The following is a 19671-nucleotide window of genomic DNA, read 5'->3' as shown; positions in this document are numbered from 1 at the left end:
TTTTGATAGAATTGCATTTTAGCAACTACTTTCTATCAGGCTAATAAGTACCACCCTATTATACTCAATTCATTCTATTAAGGAAAACAAAGAGATATTTAGAGCAAATTTAGCGTTGCAGGCATAATATTCGTCGTTCAGTATTATACTAATTTTTCGGCATACGCTAGTATCGATAACTTAATTTTTCTAGTTGATTAAAGTAGTCTGGAAAAGTCTTGGCGGTACAATTTGGATCCAAAATGGTAACCGGCGTATCTGACAACGCGACAAGTGAAAAGCACATCGCCATACGATGATCATTATAAGTTGCTATTTCAGCACGCTGTAATAATTTAGGCGGTAGAATACGCATATAATCACGTCCTTCTTCCACTTTAGCACCAACTTTTGTTAATTCAGTCGCCATCGCAGTTAATCTGTCAGTTTCTTTTACCCGCCAGTTATGAATATTACGAATAATCGTTTCACCACGAGCAAAGAGCGCCAGAGTCGCAACCGTCATCGCCGCATCGGGGATCGCATTCATATCCATATCAATACCAATTAACTCACCTCGTTGACATTCGATATAATCTTTACCACAATGTATTTTGGCACCCATTTTTTCTAGTACAGAAGCGAATTGTGTATCACCTTGCAAGCTATCTTTACCAATACCTGTTACCCTAACGGTACCACCTTTAACTGCTGCCGCAGCTAAAAAATAAGAGGCAGAAGAGGCATCGCCCTCAACAAGATAATTGCCTGGTGAAATATAGTGTTGTCCGGCTTTAATATGAAATCGACAATAGTGTTGATTGTCTACTTCAACGCCAAAATCACGCATCAGTGCCAGAGTAATGTCGATATAGGGTTTGGAAACAAGCTCTCCTTTTATCTGGATAGTCGTATCATTGGGCGCTAAAGGTGCAGCCATTAAAAGAGCTGTTAAAAATTGGCTAGATACGCGTCCATCTACTGTGATATTCCCACCGCGAAAGCCACCTCTTATCCTTATAGGCGGATAACCAGGTTGCTCAAGATAATCAATATTTGCCCCACCTTGCTGTAGCGCATCAATGAGATGGCCGATAGGTCGCTCTTTCATTCTGGGCTCGCCGGTTAAGACAATATCATTGTCCGCCAATGCTAAAACCGCAGTTAATGGGCGCATAGCCGTGCCGGTATTACCGAGAAAAATTTTTAAACCTTTTTTATGACTAAAATAATGCCCACCACCTTTTACAATACACGTGGTAAGATCCTGGGATAATTGATATTCGATACCTAATGCCGTCAAAGCATTAAGCATATGACGAATATCATCACTAACAAGAAGATTGGTTAATACGGTTTGGCCTTGCGCTAATGCAGCTAACAATAGTACCCTGTTAGAAATACTTTTCGAGCCAGGAAGATTGATAATACCTTCAACGTAAGAAATGGGTTGTATTGTCAGGGCTTGCATTAATAGTAGACTCTCCAATAACGAAGTTGGATAAATTATTTAAATCACATTTATATTCATTTGATATGGTTAGACGATATCACTACCAATCTAACCACAAAGGATTATCTAATTTATTTATTCTGATGTTCAAAATCAATCATAAAATCAACTAGCTTCTGTACACCAGCCAGGGGCATAGCATTATAAATTGAAGCACGCATGCCACCTGCCGCTTTATGCCCTTTCAGGAAAAGTAGCTCTTGCCGCTCTGCCGCTTTGATAAATTCATCATCTAAGTTAGGTTTTACCATTTGGAATGGAATATTCATGACCGAACGATTAACGGGATCGATTCGATTAATATAAAACTGGCTATTATCAATAACATCATACAGTAAGCAGGCTTTTTCTTGATTGCGTCTTTCTATTTCTTGTAAGCCACCCTGCTGTTTTAACCATTTAAACACCATACCCGATAGATACCAGGCAAAAGTTGGTGGCGTATTGTACATTGAGTCATTTTTAGCCAATATCGTGTAATCAAGGATAGAAGGGGTTGCCTTTCTCGCTCGACCTAACAAATCTTCCCGAATGATAACCAATGTGATGCCTGCTGGCCCAATATTTTTTTGCGCACCAGCATAAATAACACCAAAACGGCTGACATCAAGTGGCCGTGATAAGATAGCTGAGGAGTAATCAGCAATAACGATTTTATCGGCCGAAAAATCAGGTAGTGTGTGGATAGCTATACCATCAATCGTTTCATTTGGGCAATAATGAAGGTATTTGGCACTGGTCGTTAATAACCATTTATCCATCGGTTGCAGGCTTAAATAAGCTGATTCTTCCAGCCGAATATCAATCTCATTGACAGCACAATATTTTGCTGCCTCTTGCGCAGCAGACTTTGCCCAATAGCCACCAACAATATAGTCAACTGTTTCATCAGGCTGAAATAAATTTAATGGCAAGGCGGCAAATTGACCTCTGGCACCACCGTGACAAAAAAGGATTTTATAATTATCGGGTATTTTGAGTAATTGACGTAGATTTTGTTCAGCTTCTTTAACTATCTCCATAAATGCCTCACTGCGATGGCTTATTTCCATCACCGAAACACCCATACCGTTCCAATTACAAAGTTCTTGTTGTGCACGATATAAAACTTCTACCGGTAACATGGCCGGACCAGCGCTAAAATTATATACCTGACTCATCACCCACCCTTATTGACCTAATTAAGCTTTTACTATTATTTAATCTCTGGTTAGGTTTTAACATTACCACTGAACAGCTGTAAATAAAACAACTGGCCGGCAAACAGCATTTTTCTGATAACCAATTAATACTTATCAAACATCGCTTGAATTTTTATTGGGTCATGGATTTGAGTCAAGGCTAACTGTAGTAAAACCCGAGCCTTCTGCCGATTCAAACGTTCTGCAGCAACAAATCCATATTTACTATCATCCACTTCTGCATCGCGAGTTGTAAAGCCTGTTGGTACACGACTAGCGCGAACAACCCCTATGCCTTGTTTTACTGCATTGGCCAATACATTATTAAAAATTTTGTTATACATATTGCCGTTACCCACTCCAGCACTAACAATGCCTTGATAACCATGATAGATAAATGACTTGGCTGGCAGTACCGATGCATTTGAATAATTATAAACAATGCCAACTTTAGGTAATTTATCTAACTGACTAATATCAAAAATTGCGTTCTGTGCTCTGGGTTGAGCCGCGTTTAAATATAGCTAGGCGACTTAATTTTGATTACAGCATATGTATTAAAAACAGGTCATCGATAGTGCATCCTGTTTCCATCTTTTTACGTTTAGCTTGAGACCATTTATGTTCTATAGGATTTAAATCTGGTGAATACACAGGCAAATATTCTATCTGGTGTCCTGCGTTTATAATTGCCTGTTCAATATTCTTACCTTTGTGAAAGCTAGCGTTGTCCATAAAAATAACAGAATTTTCAGGAAGTTCTGGGAGCAATATTTTTGTGATCCAAACATAAAAAACATCACGGTTAATATTGCAATCAAATAATCCGATAGCAAAAAGGGTTGTTCCCAATAAAGCGCCAATAACATTTGTTCTTCCCTTAGCACCCCAGTTTTTCAGGCCAAAACAACGGTGACCTTTTGGGGAATAGCCGTGAGTTCGTGGAGTGTCATGTGAAAAACCACTTTCATCAATAAAAACAACAGATTTATCTTTTTTTTCATACTGTTGTCTTTTTTGCTGATGTGCCAGCCTGTCGCTTTCGTTGGTTTTTGGATGGAATAGAGTTTTTTTTATAGGTTAATCCCAGCTTTTTAAGGGATTGCCAAATAGTCTTTTTACAAACACCGAATCGCTCTGCCCGTTCCTTTTGGTAAGCATCTGGATACTGTTCCACATCTTTTGCTAAAGCATTTTTATCGAGCTTCCTCTTACGTGGCGTTGAATTTTTTGGCTCTGGTCGTTTAAGCCAACGTACTAAAGACGCTTTTCCAATACGGAATTGTTTCGCAGTTTCTCGAATTGTTAAACCTTCGGCTTTCCTTACAGATATTACTTTACGTCGAAAATCAATTGTATAACTCATAACACACCTTGTAATCAAAATTAAGTCGCCTAGCTATAGTGCACTTTGCCATTGTAGATAAAACCTTCAGCGCCAGCATTAACAGCTTCAAATGCTTCAACAAAGTTGGTATTCATTTTAACCACATTACGACCACTAATAACTTTATCGTCCATGGCTAATAAGACACCTCGTTTACCCGCCTACAATAACGGCGTTATAGAGATTTAACGGCCCATCAGCACCTAATGCTGTGGCCGGCCTCATCGCACCAACCATTACAATAACCTGAGTTCGGGATAAGAAATAAAGTGAAAGTCTCGCTATTCAAATAGTTGAATGCGCATATTTCGTTAAAATACTCTAACAATCTGGTTAAAGAGTAGAGCATTGTCAAACAATTATGGAAAATCTTACTGAACTTTATTGCCTGATGGATGATTTTTGTAAAGACTTCGAGCCAAAAATGCATGAAGTTTTGCTGAATAACGGTAGTAGGCATCGTAGACGGTCTACTCAGCTTTCATTAAAATAGTTGCTGAATAGAGACTTGCATTTTTTGTCACGCTATAGACAAGTAAAAAGAGGTTTAACTTAGAAAATAACGGTTTGAAATGATCAACAAAGAGCGGTTGTTACGAGATAATCGTTTATGTAAAGCAATCATTGGATTATCAGTCGAAGAATTGAAAAATTTAGCCGCTGAATTTTCAGCTTGTTATTTGATTTATCGGAAAAAGAATCGAAAAGATCACGAGCGGCAGATGGGTGCAGGGCAGAAAGGATTTATCCCAACCCCATTAGATAAACTGCTTTTTATTTTATTGTATTTAAAATGTTATCCGACCTATGATTTGCAAGGACTTCTTTTTGGTTTAGATAGAACACGGGTATGTCGCTGGGTAAAAATATTATTGCCGGTTTTAGAGATGACCTTGGGGCGAGAATGTGTTTTGCCCGCTCGTCAAATTCGCTCTGCTGAGGAATTTTTTCGCGCCTTTCCTGGAGTTAAAGACGTCTTTATTGATGGGACAGAGCGACCTGTCCAAAAGCCTAAGAATCTGCGTCGGCGAAAAAAAATGTATTCGGGAAAGAAAAGACAGACCACTCGAAAAGGGCTTATTATGACTGACGAAACGAGGAAAATTGGATTTATCCCCATGATCAAAAATGGGCGCCGTCACGATAAACGCTTACTCGATAAAGTCGATATAATTCGCCATATTCCCCCTGAGGTAACCATCTGGGCCGATACCGGTTTTCAAGGTATAGATAAACAGCATCCTAATACACAAATCCCAAAAAAAGGAACTCGAAAAAGACCTTTATCGCCTGAACAAAAACAAGAAAATAAAATAATCTCGGGCATCCGTATTACGGTTGAACACGCCATCGCGGGTATCAAGCGCCTCGGTTGTATGACCCAAATTTTACGGAATCGTAGACCCTTTATTGATGATACCTTTTTACTCCTTAGTGCCGGTCTTTGGAATTTCCATCTCAGAACAGCCTAAAATTTACTTCAATCACCGAAATACCCTTATTTCACTATTAAGCAACACGCTTATTGGCTGAAATGATGACACTGGTTGTTTTGTTTCATCAACTCCGATTCAGACAATTCAACACGAGTTTCGCAATCTCCAAAAAAGAAGTATAAATTTAAAAACAAGAAAAAATTAGGGTGTTCATATTTTGTCCGGTTATCCATGCATTAAAAATATCTATAAAACATTCTTACAAGTAAGCAGTGTAAGATACTCTGGTTTGGCGTTATCAGAAGTAAGCCCATCGCCTTTATCTCATGACACTGTTAGTCGATGGCTAAAAAGTAGATGTTTTCGACCTAAAGACCTATGGCGATTAGTTCAACCTTCTATAGACAAAAAAAGCCCTTGCGTACTAATTGCCGATGATACATTGATTGCCAAAACACGTAGTAAAAAAATAGAGATGGTTCATTATCAATATTTAGGTAACGAACATGATGCTATTGCTGGCATAGGTTTAGTTAATTTACTTTGGCATAATCTAACAACTGTTGGATCAATTCCTATTGATTATCTTATTTATGATAAAGATTCTGATGGAAAAACAAAAAACACGCACTTTTCCGAAATGCTCGCTCTTGTTAACACGAGTTTCGCACCAATAAAAAAACGCTCTATTTTTAAGTTTAATTCAGCATAATATATAAATAGACAAAATTTCATAAATTAAAAGCAACTTATTGTAATTTAAACAAATTTATATGTTTTAGTAACTTGCAAATTAACTATTGCTTTTAAGCCATTTCTGGAATTTTATATGCCTGTGCGAAACTCGTGTTAACAAGAGCGAGCATTTCGGAAAAGTGCGTGTTTTTTGTTTTTCCATCAGAATCTTTATCATAAATAAGATAATCAATAGGAATTGATCCAACAGTTGTTAGATTATGCCAAAGTAAATTAACTAAACCTATGCCAGCAATAGCATCATGTTCGTTACCTAAATATTGATAATGAACCATCTCTATTTTTTTACTACGTGTTTTGGCAATCAATGTATCATCGGCAATTAGTACGCAAGGGCTTTTTTTGTCTATAGAAGGTTGAACTAATCGCCATAGGTCTTTAGGTCGAAAACATCTACTTTTTAGCCATCGACTAACAGTGTCATGAGATAAAGGCGATGGGCTTACTTCTGATAACGCCAAACCAGAGTATCTTACACTGCTTACTTGTAAGAATGTTTTATAGATATTTTTAATGCATGGATAACCGGACAAAATATGAACACCCTAATTTTTTCTTGTTTTTAAATTTATACTTCTTTTTTGGAGATTGCGAAACTCGTGCACAATACTCACTGCCTCTGTCCGTCAGTATAGCTAGGCGACTTAATTTTGATTACAAGGTGTGTTATGAGTTATACAATTGATTTTCGACGTAAAGTAATATCTGTAAGGAAAGCCGAAGGTTTAACAATTCGAGAAACTGCGAAACAATTCCGTATTGGAAAAGCGTCTTTAGTACGTTGGCTTAAACGACCAGAGCCAAAAAATTCAACGCCACGTAAGAGGAAGCTCGATAAAAATGCTTTAGCAAAAGATGTGGAACAGTATCCAGATGCTTACCAAAAGGAACGGGCAGAGCGATTCGGTGTTTGTATAGCTAGGCGACTTAATTTTGATTACAGCATATGTATTAAAAACAGGTCATCGATAGTGCATCCTGTTTCCATCTTTTTACGTTTAGCTTGAGACCATTTATGTTCTATAGGATTTAAATCTGGTGAATACACAGGCAAATATTCTATCTGGTGTCCTGCGTTTATAATTGCCTGTTCAATATTCTTACCTTTGTGAAAGCTAGCGTTGTCCATAAAAATAACAGAATTTTCAGGAAGTTCTGGGAGCAATATTTTTGTGATCCAAACATAAAAAACATCACGATTAATATTGCAATCAAATAATCCGATAGCAAAAAGGGTTGTTCCCAATAAAGCGCCAATAACATTTGTTCTTCCCTTAGCACCCCAGTTTTTCAGGCCAAAACAACGGTGACCTTTTGGGGAATAGCCGTGAGTTCGTGGAGTGTCATGTGAAAAACCACTTTCATCAATAAAAACAACAGATTTATCTTTTTTTTCATACTGTTGTCTTTTTTGCTGATGTGCCAGCCTGTCGCTTTCGTTGGTTTTTGGATGGAATAGAGTTTTTTTTATAGGTTAATCCCAGCTTTTTAAGGGATTGCCAAATAGTCTTTTTACAAACACCGAATCGCTCTGCCCGTTCCTTTTGGTAAGCATCTGGATACTGTTCCACATCTTTTGCTAAAGCATTTTTATCGAGCTTCCTCTTACGTGGCGTTGAATTTTTTGGCTCTGGTCGTTTAAGCCAACGTACTAAAGACGCTTTTCCAATACGGAATTGTTTCGCAGTTTCTCGAATTGTTAAACCTTCGGCTTTCCTTATAGATATTACTTTACGTCGAAAATCAATTGTATAACTCATAACACACCTTGTAATCAAAATTAAGTCGCCTAGCTATATGACAATGTGGCGATATCGGATAACGGCATTATTGAGAAAACATTATTACACGCTCACCATTCCCGATGAGCTTAAAGCTGAAGGAAGAAGTAAAGCATCATGAAATCAATTAATTAACACTCACGACAAGCGCGGGTGGAATATTAATCTTTCTGATATTCTTTCCAATATTACCCATGTCACTCTTTATCTCGGATTTTATCTAAAGAAACCCCCTGTCTCGCTCAGTCGCTTAAAATATTATTCCGGCGAAGATAACACACGTTACGCTATAAGAGCCACCGCACGAAAAAACAGGAAGACCTGGTCATGACATCCGATGAATTTATTACACGGTTTGCGTCTCATGTGCCAGAAAAATGGTTTCACATGATCCGCTATTACGGCTTTTTAAGTCCATCAGCACGGATGCGAAAAATGTTAACGGAGGTTGTTTATCCTTTAGCCCAGCAAGATAAAAAACCCGCTAAAAAAGTCACCCGACGAAACATGTATCAACACGTCTTTAAAGTCGATCCACTTGCTTGTCTCTTATGTGGGAAAAAATTACTTTTCGCAGGAATGAATTTTGGATTGAATCGTAAAGAACTTATGGCACGTCACCATGATCTGGCTTGTTTGCGGTGGCGATAAAAACTCACGACAGGGTAGATCTATCCTTTTGTTCAAAATTGATTAATAATTAATCGTTTTTTAACCATCTATTCCGTTCCTTATCTCAACCTTCAACATAATTTTGGCAAAATTTAGAAGAAAATAAAAAGGATTTCATCATGGCGCAGGTTAATGAGTAACCATTTCGGGTATTAATTTCTTATACATCAAGATGATGACGTAGCCAAATAGAACGAACACCACTTCCCGAAACAAAAATTCCTTTTTTTCTTAGTTCATTACTACCGCGGTGTTGTCCGTGTGCAGGGTATTCAATCGCATACTCAACTACAGCGCTTTCAATCTGTTCATCTACTCTATTTTTTACGTTAGGTACCCGTCGATTTTGATTAATTCAGGCATCGATCCCACCATCGTTAACAAGTTCTTGATAGTGATAGAAAGTATCTCGGGATACACCAATAATCTTACAGGCTTTTGATACGTTATGAAGCTCTTCAGCAAGGTTAAGTAACCCGACTTTATGTTTGATATAGCTAGGCGACTTAATTTTGATTACAGCATATGTATTAAAAACAGGTCATCGATAGTGCATCCTGTTTCCATCTTTTTACGTTTAGCTTGAGACCATTTATGTTCTATAGGATTTAAATCTGGTGAATACACAGGCAAATATTCTATCTGGTGTCCTGCGTTTATAATTGCCTGTTCAATATTCTTACCTTTGTGAAAGCTAGCGTTGTCCATAAAAATAACAGAATTTTCAGGAAGTTCTGGGAGCAATATTTTTGTGATCCAAACATAAAAAACATCACGATTAATATTGCAATCAAATAATCCGATAGCAAAAAGGGTTGTTCCCAATAAAGCGCCAATAACATTTGTTCTTCCCTTAGCACCCCAGTTTTTCAGGCCAAAACAACGGTGACCTTTTGGGGAATAGCCGTGAGTTCGTGGAGTGTCATGTGAAAAACCACTTTCATCAATAAAAACAACAGATTTATCTTTTTTTTTCATACTGTTGTCTTTTTTGCTGATGTGCCAGCCTGTCGCTTTCGTTGGTTTTTGGATGGAATAGAGTTTTTTTTATAGGTTAATCCCAGCTTTTTAAGGGATTGCCAAATAGTCTTTTTACAAACACCGAATCGCTCTGCCCGTTCCTTTTGGTAAGCATCTGGATACTGTTCCACATCTTTTGCTAAAGCATTTTTATCGAGCTTCCTCTTACGTGGCGTTGAATTTTTTGGCTCTGGTCGTTTAAGCCAACGTACTAAAGACGCTTTTCCAATACGGAATTGTTTCGCAGTTTCTCGAATTGTTAAACCTTCGGCTTTCCTTACAGATATTACTTTACGTCGAAAATCAATTGTATAACTCATAACACACCTTGTAATCAAAATTAAGTCGCCTAGCTATACATAGAATTACCTTTTATTTTATTATCTAATGATTTTAATTAAAACCGGTAATTCTCTTTTTTAAATCAGAATTATCAGATTAAGTTAAGACTAATACACCTAACTTTGTTATCGCGCGTAAAAAAAGCCAGTTTTGGCAAACTAAGAGAAAAAGTTTTTAACTACCAAGGAAAGTATCGTCTGGCTGACGACCTCTATTAACAACATGATTTCCATTTGTATTTACTATATCGCTGTTTTTGCTAAAATGAATATCAATGCCCTAAAATTAGGATATCTTTTTCATTGCTGTAGAGCATTTTTTTCGCTAAAATGCCGCCCTCTTGATTAGCAATCACTAACAAGTTTTTATTATCGGATCTGCCACTGGGTCGCCTGTCGCAGAGTCTTTTTATATTATGAGAATAAATCATGCTAACGATTAATGCAAAAATCCGCAAAGAGCAGGGTAAGGGTGCGAGCCGCCGCCTGCGTAAAGATAACAAATTACCGGCTATCGTCTATGGTGGTGCTCAGGAACCCGTTTCTATTGAACTCAGCCATGATGAAATGATCAACCAAGAAAGCAAGCCAGAGTTTTATGAAGTATTAACACTGGTGGTTGATGGGAAAAAAACCAAAGTTAAAGTACAAACGGTTCAACGTCATCCGTTTAAGCCTAAACTAACCCATATCGATTTCTTGCGGGTTTAATTACGCAAAATTGCGCTTTTTTTACCAAGCCAATTATCAATAACGCCGCTTTTACGGCGTTATTTGTTTTTACCATCATCAACGGCTTTTCCTGCCACGCTATAATTGCTCACGTAAGTTTGGTGGTGTACCTTTAATTGTTAAAGTATCTGTTGCCGGATCCCAAAAAACACGCTCATCAAGCAACAAAGCATCAAAATTAATAGTCAAGCCACCACCACTACCTGAATATTTGGTTAATTGTTTGAAAGTCGTACGATCTGGTGGAAAACTTTCTGCCAATTGATAACCATTTTGTTGCGTAAATTCAGCTCTCCTAAAGCGGGTAACTTCTTTTGATAAACACTTTAATTCAATTTCTTCTCCGGCCTGTTGTTGCTAATTACATAGCGATAAACTTGCTGGCGATATTCTTGTGTGGCTGCCTGGTTTAACTCAGACGAATCACAATAACACGAGTTTCGCACAAAACTAATTTGGGTACGCTAATAAAACACGGATGTGCTCAGTAATAGCATTTTTGATTACGTCCCAATTTTGTTGATAAAGGGTTATTTTTTCAGATATACGACGTTTATCTTGTTCAAACCACGCAGAAATAGCGAGAAAAATATGATTTCTTTGCGCTCGGCTTCGTGCGAGCCTGACAGCGTTCAATACCACAATTTTGTTTAACTTCTCGATGATAAACTTCAACACCAGTTTCGCACCAATAAAAAAACGCTCTATTTTTAAGTTCAATTCAGCATATTAATATAAATAGACAAAATCTTATAAATTAAAAGCAACTTATTGTAATTTAAAAAATTTATACGTTTTAGCAACTTGCAAATTAACCATTGCTTTTAAGCCATTTCTGGAATTTTATATGTCTGTGCGAAACTCGTGTCCTTTTTTCAAAGCCACTAAGGCTTCAGCTAATTCGCTCGCTTGATTAAAAGTGGCAAAGGCTTTACTTTTAGCTCCATAAATTCGATGCAATTCTGCCATCACTTCTTGCACTATATTATCCGCGCCTAATAAAGAATCACGCAGCACAACCTCTAGTATTTGTTCATCACGTTTGATCAACTGATGTAAAGCAATCTGGCAAATATCCAGACTCATCATTTACTCCTTATTTTCTTTATGGCATAAAGATCAATGGTATTCAAACATCGATAACTTTTTCCGGCGGCTAAATTGATATCTATTGATATAACATTTTTGTATTATGGGCATATAATAAGATTTGTAACTTATGGAAACCGGTTAATTTAAAATATTACTAAATGAAATTATCCAGTTAAATTAGACAAAACAGCTACAGCAAAAAACACAATAATACGCTAAAATATAAAGCTTTATTCATTCAGGATTTTTATTATGCCACAATCATCCCGTTATAGTGATGAGCAAATTGAACATCTACTCCTAGAATTAGTCAAGGTATTAGAAAAATATAAAGTCCCAACTGATCTATCATTGATAGTATTAGGTAACATGGTGACAAACTTAATTAATACAACTGTTACACTGACTCAGCGTAAAACTATTGCAGAATCTTTCGCTCAGGCGTTACTTGCTTCTGTTAATGAAGAAAAAATTCACTAATTTAGCAGATAAAATATTACATGGTGACCAACTCTCGAAACTATCGTGAAAAAGTCTCCCAAATGATAAGCTGGGGACACTGGTTTACGTTATTCAATATAGTACTCAGTTTAGTATTAAGTAGCCGATATCTGTTTGTTTTTGATTGGCCGGGTACGCTATTCGGCCGTATTTATGCTATTGTTAGCTGGCTTGGGCATTTTAGCTTTGTTATTTTTGCCTGCTATCTTTTAATCATCTTTCCTATTACTTTCATTATTGTTTCACAGCGACTGCTAAGATTTCTATACACCATCCTTACCACAACCATACTGACTTTTCTCATTTTTGATATTGCGTTTTTTTCGCGCTATAACCTCCATTTAACACCACTACTATGGGAGTTATTAATAAATCCTAAAAACGGCGAAATGGCGAGAGAATGGCAGTTGATGTTTATTTGTGTGCCAATCATTTTTTTAATTGAGATGTTATTTGCTACCTGGAGTTGGCAAAAATTACGCAGCCTAAACCGTCAACGATTCACTAAACCCTTGGCAGGTATCTTCATCACAGCATTTGTTGCTTCACATTTAATGTATATTTGGGCTGATGCAAATTTTTATCGCCCAATAACTATGCAACGAGCTAATTATCCCCTATCTCATCCAATGACAGCGAGAAAATTTCTCGAACGCTATGGTTATCTCGATCAAGTGGAATATCAACGCAAAATACAACAAGAAGGCAATCCTTCAGCACTGTCTATTGAATATCCACTTAAACCACTTAGCTACCAAAAACAAGCACCAAAGTATAATTTATTACTGCTGGTCGTTAATAATCTTAACTATCAAGATACCACTGAAGGTATGCCAGCATTAAATACTGTTAAATCAATCAGTACGCAATTTAATCAACATCTCAGTACAGGTATCCAAAATCAACGCGCGCTATTTAGCCTATTCTACGGTTTATCGCCTAGTTATTTAGATAGTATACTTAATAGCAGAAAACCTTCCGCCCTAATTGAAGCATTAAAACATCAAAACTACCAATTTGGTTTGTTTTCATCGAATGGTTTTAGCTCACCATTATTCCGTCATGCAATTCTGGCAGATTATTCGTTACCCGAAAATACTGCCGGTAATGATTATCAAACTACCAATGAATGGGTAAAATGGTTAGATAGCATAGAAAACCATATTCGGTGGTTTTCTTTTCTTAATCTTAATGGTTTTGATAATCATAAGTCGGAAAGTGACAAAAAGTTACAATTAGATCATGAGATTAAACGCATACTTGATGCGTTAAAACAAAAAAATATGTTAAACAATACCGTTGTCGTCATTACGGCAAACCATAGTAGCAATACCGAAACTCATGAAACAACAAAATGGCTCACTAACGGTAAATTTAATTTTAAACAAATGAAGGTGCCTTTATGGGTATATTGGCCTAATACCCCACCACAGCAAATTAATAAGCTAACCAGTCATCAAGATATTATGACCACCTTAATGCAGCGTTTACTTTATGTTGATAATTCACCAGAAGACTATTCTCAACAAGGCGAAGATCTTTTTACCCCTAAACGTAACCAACCCTGGGTTTTATCAGGTGATGAACAAGTACTAATTATTAACTTTACTAATAAAACGCTTTACCTTAATCAAAATGGAGAGGTTTATATCTTTGATGATAAAGGCAATAAAATAACAGATGAAAAACCTAATTTAACTCAACTGCTAAGAGTTTTTGCTGAATCTACCCGTTTTAATACTAATTAATGCTTAAAAATCAAGCAGTCGTAGTACTTGCTATTGATTTTAACCAAAAAAACGGTAGTATAGCGAGCCTATATCGGCATGTAGCGCAGTCTGGTAGCGTACCGTCATGGGGTGTCGGGGGTCGGAGGTTCAAATCCTCTCATGCCGACCATGATTTACCAAGAAAACCAATCAGTTATGATTAGTTTTCTTGTGCCTGAAATTTATTAGGGGAAAAATGGGGGAAAAATCCCGTTAAAAAATGATAAAAAACACAACTTATCCAACAAATTTTATCTAACCAAAATACTTTATTATAATGATTTGCTCGTAATTATATTTATGAAGATTAATAATAAAATACATTAGATATTCTTATTCAATTTGAACTGTAATCCGTGAGAAAACATTTGGAAAATTTGAAAATCTTCCTTGTTACCGAGATGAAACAAGGAAAAAAGATGAAAGAAATAACAAGCGAATAAATTTGAATAACAAATAGTGGTGGGCTTATGCAGGGTTCGAACCCATAAGCGCTAACCAAATTTAAATTGAGACAATGATGAAGTCTGATATTGTCGCTTTCGACTTCGAGAGCCTTTAAGCTCTCGCTGTATTTTGTCCCACTTTGATATACATTTAAAGAGTGATACTGCGGGATAAAGAACGTGAATTAACAGATTAAATATCACACTAGTTTCGCACAGGCATATAAAATTCCAGAAATGGCTTAAAAGCAATGGTTAATTTGCAAGTTACTAAAACGTATAAATTTGTTTAAATTACAATAAGTTGCTTTTAATTTATAAGATTTTGTCTATTCATATATTATGCTGAATTAAACTTAAAAATAGAGCGTTTTTTATTGGTGCGAAACTCGTGGTTTACTTAATTAGCCTATGAACACCATTGCTCAGATGGACACATTGGAAAAAAATTACAAAAAGCAAGAAGGGATGATTGAAGGTATGTTGATGATGCTCAAGATGGTCGCCTATGGCGACGACCTGTCATTGCTTGTTAGTACTGGTATAACCCGATACTTATGTAGTAGCTCAGATTTGATCTGACAGTTACCAGTTATTTATACAGTACCTGTCAGGTTAAATTTGATTTAAATCTTTCTCTCTCCAAAGTTGTTTTCCCTCGTGTAAAATTGCCATAGGCGTTTTCGACCGCAACACATTTTTCCTTGATGAGTGCGTTGGTTATTATATTCCGCTAACCATTTATCTAAATCAGCTTGTAATTCATCTAAAGCCCTATAGATTTTCTTACGAAAAGCCACCTGATAGAACTCTTGTAATACAGTTTTATGAAAGCGTTCACAAATCCCATTAGTTTGAGGTGAACGAGCTTTAGTTTTTGTATGATCAATATCATTGATAGCCAGATAAAGTTGATAATCGTGATGTTCAACTTTACCACAATACTCACTGCCTCTGTCCGTCAGTATACGTAACACCGGTAACCCATGCTGGGAATAAAAAGGGAGAACCTTGTCATTTAATAAATCTGCCGCCGTTATCGCGCTTTTTGTTGTGTAAAGCTTACAATGAACGACTTTACTGTAAGTATCAATGTAAGTTTGTTGATAAACACGACCAACGCCTTTTAAATGACCGACATAAAAAGTATCTTGTGAACCCAGATAACCTGGATGCGCTGTTTCAATCTCACCACAGGCTTCATCATCTTGCGCTTTCTTTTCTAGAGCACTGATTTGTGATTCTGACAGGATAATTCCTTCTGTTGCGATTTTATCTTCAAGCGCTTTTAGGCGTTTTGTAAAATTTTCGAGATTATGGCGCAGCCAAATAGAGCGAACGCCACTCCCCGAAACAAAAATGCCTTTTTTTCTTAGTTCATTACTACTGCGGTGTTGACCGTGTGCAGGGTATTCAATCGCATACTCAACTACAGCGTTTTCAATCTGTTCATCTACTCTATTTTTACGTTAGGCACCCGTCGATTTTGATTAATTAAAGCGTCTATCCCACCATCGTTAACAAGTTCCTGGTAGCGATAAAACGTATCTCGGGATACCCCCATAATCTTACAGGCTTTTGAGACGTTATTAGGCTCTTCAGCAAGGTTAAGTAACCCGACTTTATGTTTGATGATAGGATTATTTGTTTGATACATAGAATTACCTTTTATTTTATTATCTAATGATGTTAACTAAAATTGGTAACTCTTTTTTTTAAATCAGAATTGTCAGATTAAGTTAAGACTAATACAAATTAAAAGCCTGGCAACAACACCCTCTGGAGGCGCTCTATCCTTTTGTCTGGCTCGATGCCATTCATTACAAGATAAAACATGATGTGTAGTGGCATACTAAATTTGGCCACCTAAGTTGAGGTGATATGCTTACCTCATAATTTTTATAGGTGCCGAAATGAGTAAAATAATTACTGCTGAATTTAAATGTGAAACCGCCAAATTAGTCCTTGACCAAAATTACACCTACCAGGAAGCCGCGAAAGGCATGAACGTCAGTCTTTCAGCGATTAGCCGGTGGGTAAGAGCCCTTCGTTTAGAACGTCAAGGGAAAACATCGCCTGGTCTGCCATTAACACCTGAACAAATTGAGTTCAGAGAAATGAAGAAAAAAATCCACCGGCTGGAAATGGAGAATGACATCTTAAAAAAGGCTACTGCGCTCTTAATGTCCGACTCACTGAAAAATTTTCGGTAGTTGAAAAGCTAAGAGTGCTTTATCCGGTGAAAACTTTGTGTCGTATTTTTAATGTTCACCGAAGCAGTTATAGCTAGGCGACTTAATTTTGATTACAAGGTGTGTTATGAGTTATACAATTGATTTTCGACGTAAAGTAATATCTGTAAGGAAAGCCGAAGGTTTAACAATTCGAGAAACTGCGAAACAATTCCGTATTGGAAAAGCGTCTTTAGTACGTTGGCTTAAACGACCAGAGCCAAAAAATTCAACGCCACGTAAGAGGAAGCTCGATAAAAATACTTTAGCAAAAGATGTGGAACAGTATCCAGATGCTTACCAAAAGGAACGGGCAGAGCGATTCGGTGTTTGTAAAAAGACTATTTGGCAATCCCTTAAAAAGCTGGGATTAACCTATAAAAAAAACTCTATTCCATCCAAAAACCAACGAAAGCGACAGGCTGGCACATCAGCAAAAAAGACAACAGTATGAAAAAAAAGATAAATCTGTTGTTTTTATTGATGAAAGTGGTTTTTCACATGACACTCCACGAACTCACGGCTATTCCCCAAAAGGTCACCGTTGTTTTGGCCTGAAAAACTGGGGTGCTAAGGGAAGAACAAATGTTATTGGCGCTTTATTGGGAACAACCCTTTTTGCTATCGGATTATTTGATTGCAATATTAATCGTGATGTTTTTTATGTTTGGATCACAAAAATATTGCTCCCAGAACTTCCTGAAAATTCTGTTATTTTTATGGACAACGCTAACTTTCACAAAGGTAAGAATATTGAACAGGCAATTATAAACGCAGGACACCAGATAGAATATTTGCCTGTGTATTCACCAGATTTAAATCCTATAGAACATAAATGGTCTCAAGCTAAACGTAAAAAGATGGAAACAGGATGCACTATCGATGACCTGTTTTTAATACATATGCTGTAATCAAAATTAAGTCGCCTAGCTATATCGCTATTGGTGTCGGCCTAAGGAGCCAGATATTGAGCGGACGATAAAACGTAGCCTAGTCAGCGAAGCGTGGAACGTTAGTGGCGGCTCTGCTGGCGCAAGGACTATCGCCACGATGGTTACCAATACACACAACGTGAAACTTGGGCGGTGGTTAGCGGGTAAGTTGATGAAAGAATTAATCATCGTCAGTTGCCAAGAGCGAAAACATAAATACAACCGCGGTGGAAATGAACGTATTGATATTCCAAATCTGCTCAATAGGCAGTTCGCTGTTACAAAGCCTGACCAGGTTTGGTGCGGCGATGTAACCTATATTTGGACAGGCTCACGATGGGCCTATCTGGCTGTGGTATTGGATTTGTTTGCCCGAAAACCGGTGGGCTAGGCAATGTCATTTGCACCAGACTCAGAATTAACCGCCAAAGCACTACAAATGGCTTGGGAACTACGTGGGCATCCCAAACAGGTGATGTTCCATAGTGATCAGGGAAGTCATTATACCAGTCGTCAGTATAGGCAGGCATTGTGGCGTTATCAGATGACCCAAAGTATCAGTCGCAGAGGGAATTGTTGAGATATAGCTAGGCGACTTAATTTTGATTGCAGCATATGTATTAAAAACAGGTCATCGATAGTGCATCCTGTTTCCATCTTTTTACGTTTAGCTTGAGACCATTTATGTTCTATAGGATTTAAATCTGGTGAATACACAGGCAAATATTCTATCTGGTGTCCTGCGTTTATAATTGCCTGTTCAATATTCTTACCTTTGTGAAAGCTAGCGTTGTCCATAAAAATAACAGAATTTTCAGGAAGTTCTGGGAGCAATATTTTTGTGATCCAAACATAAAAAACATCACGATTAATATTGCAATCAAATAATCCGATAGCAAAAAGGGTTGTTCCCAATAAAGCGCCAATAACATTTGTTCTTCCCTTAGCACCCCAGTTTTTCAGGCCAAAACAACGGTGACCTTTTGGGGAATAGCCGTGAGTTCGTGGAGTGTCATGTGAAAAACCACTTTCATCAATAAAAACAACAGATTTATCTTTTTTTTCATACTGTTGTCTTTTTTGCTGATGTGCCAGCCTGTCGCTTTCGTTGGTTTTTGGATGGAATAGAGTTTTTTTTATAGGTTAATCCCAGCTTTTTAAGGGATTGCCAAATAGTCTTTTTACAAACACCGAATCGCTCTGCCCGTTCCTTTTGGTAAGCATCTGGATACTGTTCCACATCTTTTGATAAAGCATTTTTATCGAGCTTCCTCTTACGTGGCGTTGAATTTTTTGGCTCTGGTCGTTTAAGCCAACGTACTAAAGACGCTTTTCCTATACGGAATTGTTTCGCAGTTTCTCGAATTGTTAAACCTTCGGCTTTCCTTACAGATATTACTTTACGTCGAAAATCAATTGTATAACTCATAACACACCTTGTAATCAAAATTAAGTCGCCTAGCTATAATAGTCCGATGGAACGATTCTTCCGTAGTCTGAAGACCGAATGGGTGCCAACGACTGGCTACCAAAGCTTTAGTACTGCTCAGTCAGCCATTATTCGCTACATAACCCACTACTATAGCGATATAAGACCCTCACTGGTATAACGGTGGATTAACGCCAAACGAATCAGAGCGACTGTTCCGTGAACAGTCAGGTAGGGTGACCAATTTTAGTTGACCACTACAATGGTCACTATATCAATAAGGCAATCTACACAGCACTTGGACTAACCACCGATGGGCATAAGGAATTGTTAGGACTCTATATGTCTGAAAACAGAAGGAGCACATCATTGGCTGAGCGTTCTGACTGACTTACATAACCGTGGTATACAAGATATTTTAATCGCTTGTGTTGACGGATTAAAAGGGTTTCCGGAAGCGATAGCCAGTATTT

17 protein-coding genes, 1 tRNA gene and 16 pseudogenes are annotated in these 19671 nt (G+C 37.4%); 16 read left to right on the top strand and 18 right to left on the bottom strand.

Annotated elements, in window-relative coordinates; all coding sequences use genetic code 11:
- Positions 1-166 precede the first annotated feature (166 nt).
- The 6 genes and pseudogenes from aroA to AYJ55_RS28320 form a co-directional block, all read right to left on the bottom strand.
- Entirely contained in the window at positions 167-1450 is a 1284-nt protein-coding gene (aroA, locus tag AYJ55_RS07600; RefSeq protein ID WP_063655312.1) for a 3-phosphoshikimate 1-carboxyvinyltransferase, read from the bottom strand.
- Positions 1451-1563: 113 nt separating this feature from the next.
- On the bottom strand, positions 1564-2652 hold the full coding sequence (gene serC, locus AYJ55_RS07595) for a 3-phosphoserine/phosphohydroxythreonine transaminase (RefSeq protein ID WP_063655310.1): 1089 nt from the start codon (positions 2650-2652) through the stop codon (positions 1564-1566).
- A gap of 125 nt (positions 2653-2777) precedes the next feature.
- Positions 2778-3194: pseudogene (locus AYJ55_RS07590) on the bottom strand (L-asparaginase family protein); the annotation flags it as partial.
- Positions 3195-3216: 22 nt separating this feature from the next.
- A complete protein-coding gene (locus AYJ55_RS07585) occupies positions 3217-3705 on the bottom strand; it encodes an IS630 family transposase (protein ID WP_063653499.1) in 489 nt (162 codons plus the stop codon).
- A complete protein-coding gene (locus tag AYJ55_RS07580; RefSeq protein ID WP_063653415.1) occupies positions 3674-4039 on the bottom strand; it encodes an IS630 transposase-related protein in 366 nt (121 codons plus the stop codon). The genes AYJ55_RS07585 and AYJ55_RS07580 overlap by 32 nt, the downstream gene beginning before the upstream one ends.
- Before the next feature lie 35 nt (positions 4040-4074).
- Positions 4075-4327, bottom strand: a pseudogene (locus AYJ55_RS28320) (asparaginase domain-containing protein); the annotation flags it as partial.
- Between the two features lie 94 nt (positions 4328-4421).
- Between AYJ55_RS28320 and AYJ55_RS34470 the strand changes: the two are divergent.
- From AYJ55_RS34470 to AYJ55_RS07570, 3 genes and pseudogenes are all read left to right on the top strand, one after another.
- A pseudogene (locus AYJ55_RS34470) lies at positions 4422-4547 on the top strand (IS982 family transposase); the annotation flags it as partial.
- 85 nt (positions 4548-4632) lie between these two features.
- Entirely contained in the window at positions 4633-5532 is a 900-nt protein-coding gene (locus AYJ55_RS07575) for a transposase family protein (RefSeq protein WP_063653812.1), read from the top strand.
- Between the two features lie 181 nt (positions 5533-5713).
- Positions 5714-6187: pseudogene (locus AYJ55_RS07570) on the top strand (IS701 family transposase); the annotation flags it as partial.
- Between the two features lie 163 nt (positions 6188-6350).
- Here the strand turns inward: AYJ55_RS07570 and AYJ55_RS07565 are convergent.
- Positions 6351-6785: pseudogene (locus tag AYJ55_RS07565) on the bottom strand (IS701 family transposase); the annotation flags it as partial.
- 135 nt (positions 6786-6920) lie between these two features.
- Here AYJ55_RS07565 and AYJ55_RS25345 point away from each other — a divergent pair.
- Positions 6921-7259 carry an IS630 transposase-related protein gene (locus AYJ55_RS25345; RefSeq protein ID WP_074167973.1) on the top strand — a complete coding sequence of 113 codons (339 nt, stop codon included), beginning with the start codon at positions 6921-6923 and terminating at the stop codon, positions 7257-7259.
- Here AYJ55_RS25345 and AYJ55_RS07560 read toward each other — a convergent pair.
- On the bottom strand, positions 7190-7678 hold the full coding sequence (locus AYJ55_RS07560; protein WP_063653499.1) for an IS630 family transposase: 489 nt from the start codon (positions 7676-7678) through the stop codon (positions 7190-7192). The genes AYJ55_RS25345 and AYJ55_RS07560 overlap by 70 nt on opposite strands.
- On the bottom strand, positions 7647-8012 hold the full coding sequence (locus tag AYJ55_RS07555; protein WP_063653755.1) for an IS630 transposase-related protein: 366 nt from the start codon (positions 8010-8012) through the stop codon (positions 7647-7649). Before AYJ55_RS07555 ends, AYJ55_RS07560 begins: the two co-directional genes overlap by 32 nt.
- A 151-nt stretch (positions 8013-8163) precedes the next feature.
- On the opposite strand from AYJ55_RS07555, the pseudogene AYJ55_RS25335 reads away from it, so the two are divergent.
- Positions 8164-8684 (top strand): annotated as a pseudogene (locus AYJ55_RS25335) (transposase).
- Positions 8685-8871: 187 nt separating this feature from the next.
- Here AYJ55_RS25335 and AYJ55_RS25330 read toward each other — a convergent pair.
- The 3 genes and pseudogenes from AYJ55_RS25330 to AYJ55_RS07540 form a co-directional block, all read right to left on the bottom strand.
- A pseudogene (locus tag AYJ55_RS25330) lies at positions 8872-9222 on the bottom strand (helix-turn-helix domain-containing protein); the annotation flags it as partial.
- Positions 9222-9683 carry an IS630 family transposase gene (locus AYJ55_RS07545; RefSeq protein WP_063654041.1) on the bottom strand — a complete coding sequence of 154 codons (462 nt, stop codon included), beginning with the start codon at positions 9681-9683 and terminating at the stop codon, positions 9222-9224. The pseudogene AYJ55_RS25330 and the gene AYJ55_RS07545, both read right to left, overlap by 1 nt.
- Complete coding sequence (locus AYJ55_RS07540) at positions 9680-10045, bottom strand: IS630 transposase-related protein (protein ID WP_063653415.1); 366 nt, start codon at positions 10043-10045, stop codon at positions 9680-9682. Before AYJ55_RS07540 ends, AYJ55_RS07545 begins: the two co-directional genes overlap by 4 nt.
- 450 nt (positions 10046-10495) lie before the next feature.
- Here AYJ55_RS07540 and rplY point away from each other — a divergent pair, with 450 nt between their 5' ends.
- Positions 10496-10777, top strand: coding sequence for a 50S ribosomal protein L25 (gene rplY / locus AYJ55_RS07535; protein WP_063655306.1), 282 nt, complete (start codon positions 10496-10498; stop codon positions 10775-10777).
- A 99-nt stretch (positions 10778-10876) separates the two neighbouring features.
- Here the strand turns inward: rplY and AYJ55_RS25325 are convergent.
- The 3 pseudogenes from AYJ55_RS25325 to AYJ55_RS07520 all read right to left on the bottom strand — a co-directional run.
- Positions 10877-11217 (bottom strand): annotated as a pseudogene (locus tag AYJ55_RS25325) (nucleoid-associated protein); the annotation flags it as partial.
- A gap of 31 nt (positions 11218-11248) precedes the next feature.
- Positions 11249-11474: pseudogene (locus tag AYJ55_RS07525) on the bottom strand (IS701 family transposase); the annotation flags it as partial.
- A gap of 185 nt (positions 11475-11659) precedes the next feature.
- Positions 11660-11884, bottom strand: a pseudogene (locus AYJ55_RS07520) (nucleoid-associated protein); the annotation flags it as partial.
- 258 nt (positions 11885-12142) lie between these two features.
- Between AYJ55_RS07520 and AYJ55_RS07515 the strand changes: the two are divergent.
- The 4 genes and pseudogenes from AYJ55_RS07515 to AYJ55_RS35110 all read left to right on the top strand — a co-directional run.
- Positions 12143-12370: a DUF1414 domain-containing protein gene (locus AYJ55_RS07515; protein WP_063655303.1), complete on the top strand. Its 228-nt coding sequence runs from the start codon at positions 12143-12145 to the stop codon at positions 12368-12370.
- Between the two features lie 20 nt (positions 12371-12390).
- The gene (yejM, locus tag AYJ55_RS07510; protein ID WP_063655301.1) at positions 12391-14139 is read left to right on the top strand and encodes an LPS biosynthesis-modulating metalloenzyme YejM; all 1749 of its coding nucleotides are present in this window, start codon (positions 12391-12393) and stop codon (positions 14137-14139) included.
- 74 nt (positions 14140-14213) lie between these two features.
- Positions 14214-14290: transfer RNA gene (locus AYJ55_RS07505), tRNA-Pro, on the top strand.
- A gap of 720 nt (positions 14291-15010) precedes the next feature.
- Positions 15011-15188, top strand: a pseudogene (locus tag AYJ55_RS35110) (antiterminator Q family protein); the annotation flags it as partial.
- 33 nt (positions 15189-15221) lie between these two features.
- Here the strand turns inward: AYJ55_RS35110 and AYJ55_RS07500 are convergent.
- Positions 15222-16263, bottom strand: a pseudogene (locus tag AYJ55_RS07500) (IS481 family transposase).
- 256 nt (positions 16264-16519) lie between these two features.
- On the opposite strand from AYJ55_RS07500, the pseudogene AYJ55_RS07495 reads away from it, so the two are divergent.
- The 4 genes and pseudogenes from AYJ55_RS07495 to AYJ55_RS07480 all read left to right on the top strand — a co-directional run.
- Positions 16520-16890: pseudogene (locus AYJ55_RS07495) on the top strand (transposase); the annotation flags it as partial.
- 35 nt (positions 16891-16925) lie between these two features.
- A complete protein-coding gene (locus tag AYJ55_RS07490) occupies positions 16926-17291 on the top strand; it encodes an IS630 transposase-related protein (RefSeq protein ID WP_063654726.1) in 366 nt (121 codons plus the stop codon).
- On the top strand, positions 17215-17748 hold the full coding sequence (locus AYJ55_RS07485; protein WP_342668151.1) for an IS630 family transposase: 534 nt from the start codon (positions 17215-17217) through the stop codon (positions 17746-17748). The genes AYJ55_RS07490 and AYJ55_RS07485 overlap by 77 nt, the downstream gene beginning before the upstream one ends.
- 22 nt (positions 17749-17770) lie before the next feature.
- A pseudogene (locus AYJ55_RS07480) lies at positions 17771-18346 on the top strand (IS3 family transposase); the annotation flags it as partial.
- On the opposite strand, the gene AYJ55_RS07475 reads toward AYJ55_RS07480, so the two are convergent.
- Both AYJ55_RS07475 and AYJ55_RS07470 read right to left on the bottom strand, forming a co-directional pair.
- Positions 18310-18864, bottom strand: coding sequence for an IS630 family transposase (locus tag AYJ55_RS07475; protein WP_063655296.1), 555 nt, complete (start codon positions 18862-18864; stop codon positions 18310-18312). The pseudogene AYJ55_RS07480 and the gene AYJ55_RS07475 overlap by 37 nt on opposite strands.
- Positions 18833-19198, bottom strand: coding sequence for an IS630 transposase-related protein (locus AYJ55_RS07470; RefSeq protein WP_063655295.1), 366 nt, complete (start codon positions 19196-19198; stop codon positions 18833-18835). The genes AYJ55_RS07475 and AYJ55_RS07470 overlap by 32 nt, the downstream gene beginning before the upstream one ends.
- Positions 19199-19235: 37 nt before the next feature.
- Between AYJ55_RS07470 and AYJ55_RS25320 the strand changes: the two are divergent.
- A pseudogene (locus AYJ55_RS25320) lies at positions 19236-19452 on the top strand (integrase core domain-containing protein); the annotation flags it as partial.
- A gap of 7 nt (positions 19453-19459) precedes the next feature.
- Positions 19460-19671, top strand: a pseudogene (locus AYJ55_RS25315) (transposase); the annotation flags it as partial.

The sequence above is a fragment of the Candidatus Arsenophonus triatominarum genome, assembly GCF_001640365.1.
In the GTDB taxonomy this organism is placed as follows: Bacteria; Pseudomonadota; Gammaproteobacteria; order Enterobacterales; family Enterobacteriaceae; genus Arsenophonus; species Arsenophonus triatominarum.
Note: the sequence above shows the minus strand (reverse complement) of the source record. Positions and strands in the feature narration are given on the sequence as shown.

Coding starts and splice junctions, on each gene's coding strand:
- AYJ55_RS07470 (WP_063655295.1), bottom strand. CDS start 19,198: ATGAGTTATACAATTGATTTTCGACGTAAAGTAATATCTGTAAGGAAA.
- AYJ55_RS07555 (WP_063653755.1), bottom strand. CDS start 8,012: ATGAGTTATACAATTGATTTTCGACGTAAAGTAATATCTATAAGGAAA.
- AYJ55_RS07575 (WP_063653812.1), top strand. CDS start 4,633: ATGATCAACAAAGAGCGGTTGTTACGAGATAATCGTTTATGTAAAGCA.
- aroA (WP_063655312.1), bottom strand. CDS start 1,450: ATGCAAGCCCTGACAATACAACCCATTTCTTACGTTGAAGGTATTATC.
- AYJ55_RS07545 (WP_063654041.1), bottom strand. CDS start 9,683: ATGAAAAAAAAAGATAAATCTGTTGTTTTTATTGATGAAAGTGGTTTT.
- AYJ55_RS07540 (WP_063653415.1), bottom strand. CDS start 10,045: ATGAGTTATACAATTGATTTTCGACGTAAAGTAATATCTGTAAGGAAA.
- serC (WP_063655310.1), bottom strand. CDS start 2,652: ATGAGTCAGGTATATAATTTTAGCGCTGGTCCGGCCATGTTACCGGTA.
- AYJ55_RS07490 (WP_063654726.1), top strand. CDS start 16,926: ATGAGTTATACAATTGATTTTCGACGTAAAGTAATATCTGTAAGGAAA.
- AYJ55_RS07580 (WP_063653415.1), bottom strand. CDS start 4,039: ATGAGTTATACAATTGATTTTCGACGTAAAGTAATATCTGTAAGGAAA.
- AYJ55_RS07515 (WP_063655303.1), top strand. CDS start 12,143: ATGCCACAATCATCCCGTTATAGTGATGAGCAAATTGAACATCTACTC.
- AYJ55_RS25345 (WP_074167973.1), top strand. CDS start 6,921: ATGAGTTATACAATTGATTTTCGACGTAAAGTAATATCTGTAAGGAAA.
- rplY (WP_063655306.1), top strand. CDS start 10,496: ATGCTAACGATTAATGCAAAAATCCGCAAAGAGCAGGGTAAGGGTGCG.
- yejM (WP_063655301.1), top strand. CDS start 12,391: ATGGTGACCAACTCTCGAAACTATCGTGAAAAAGTCTCCCAAATGATA.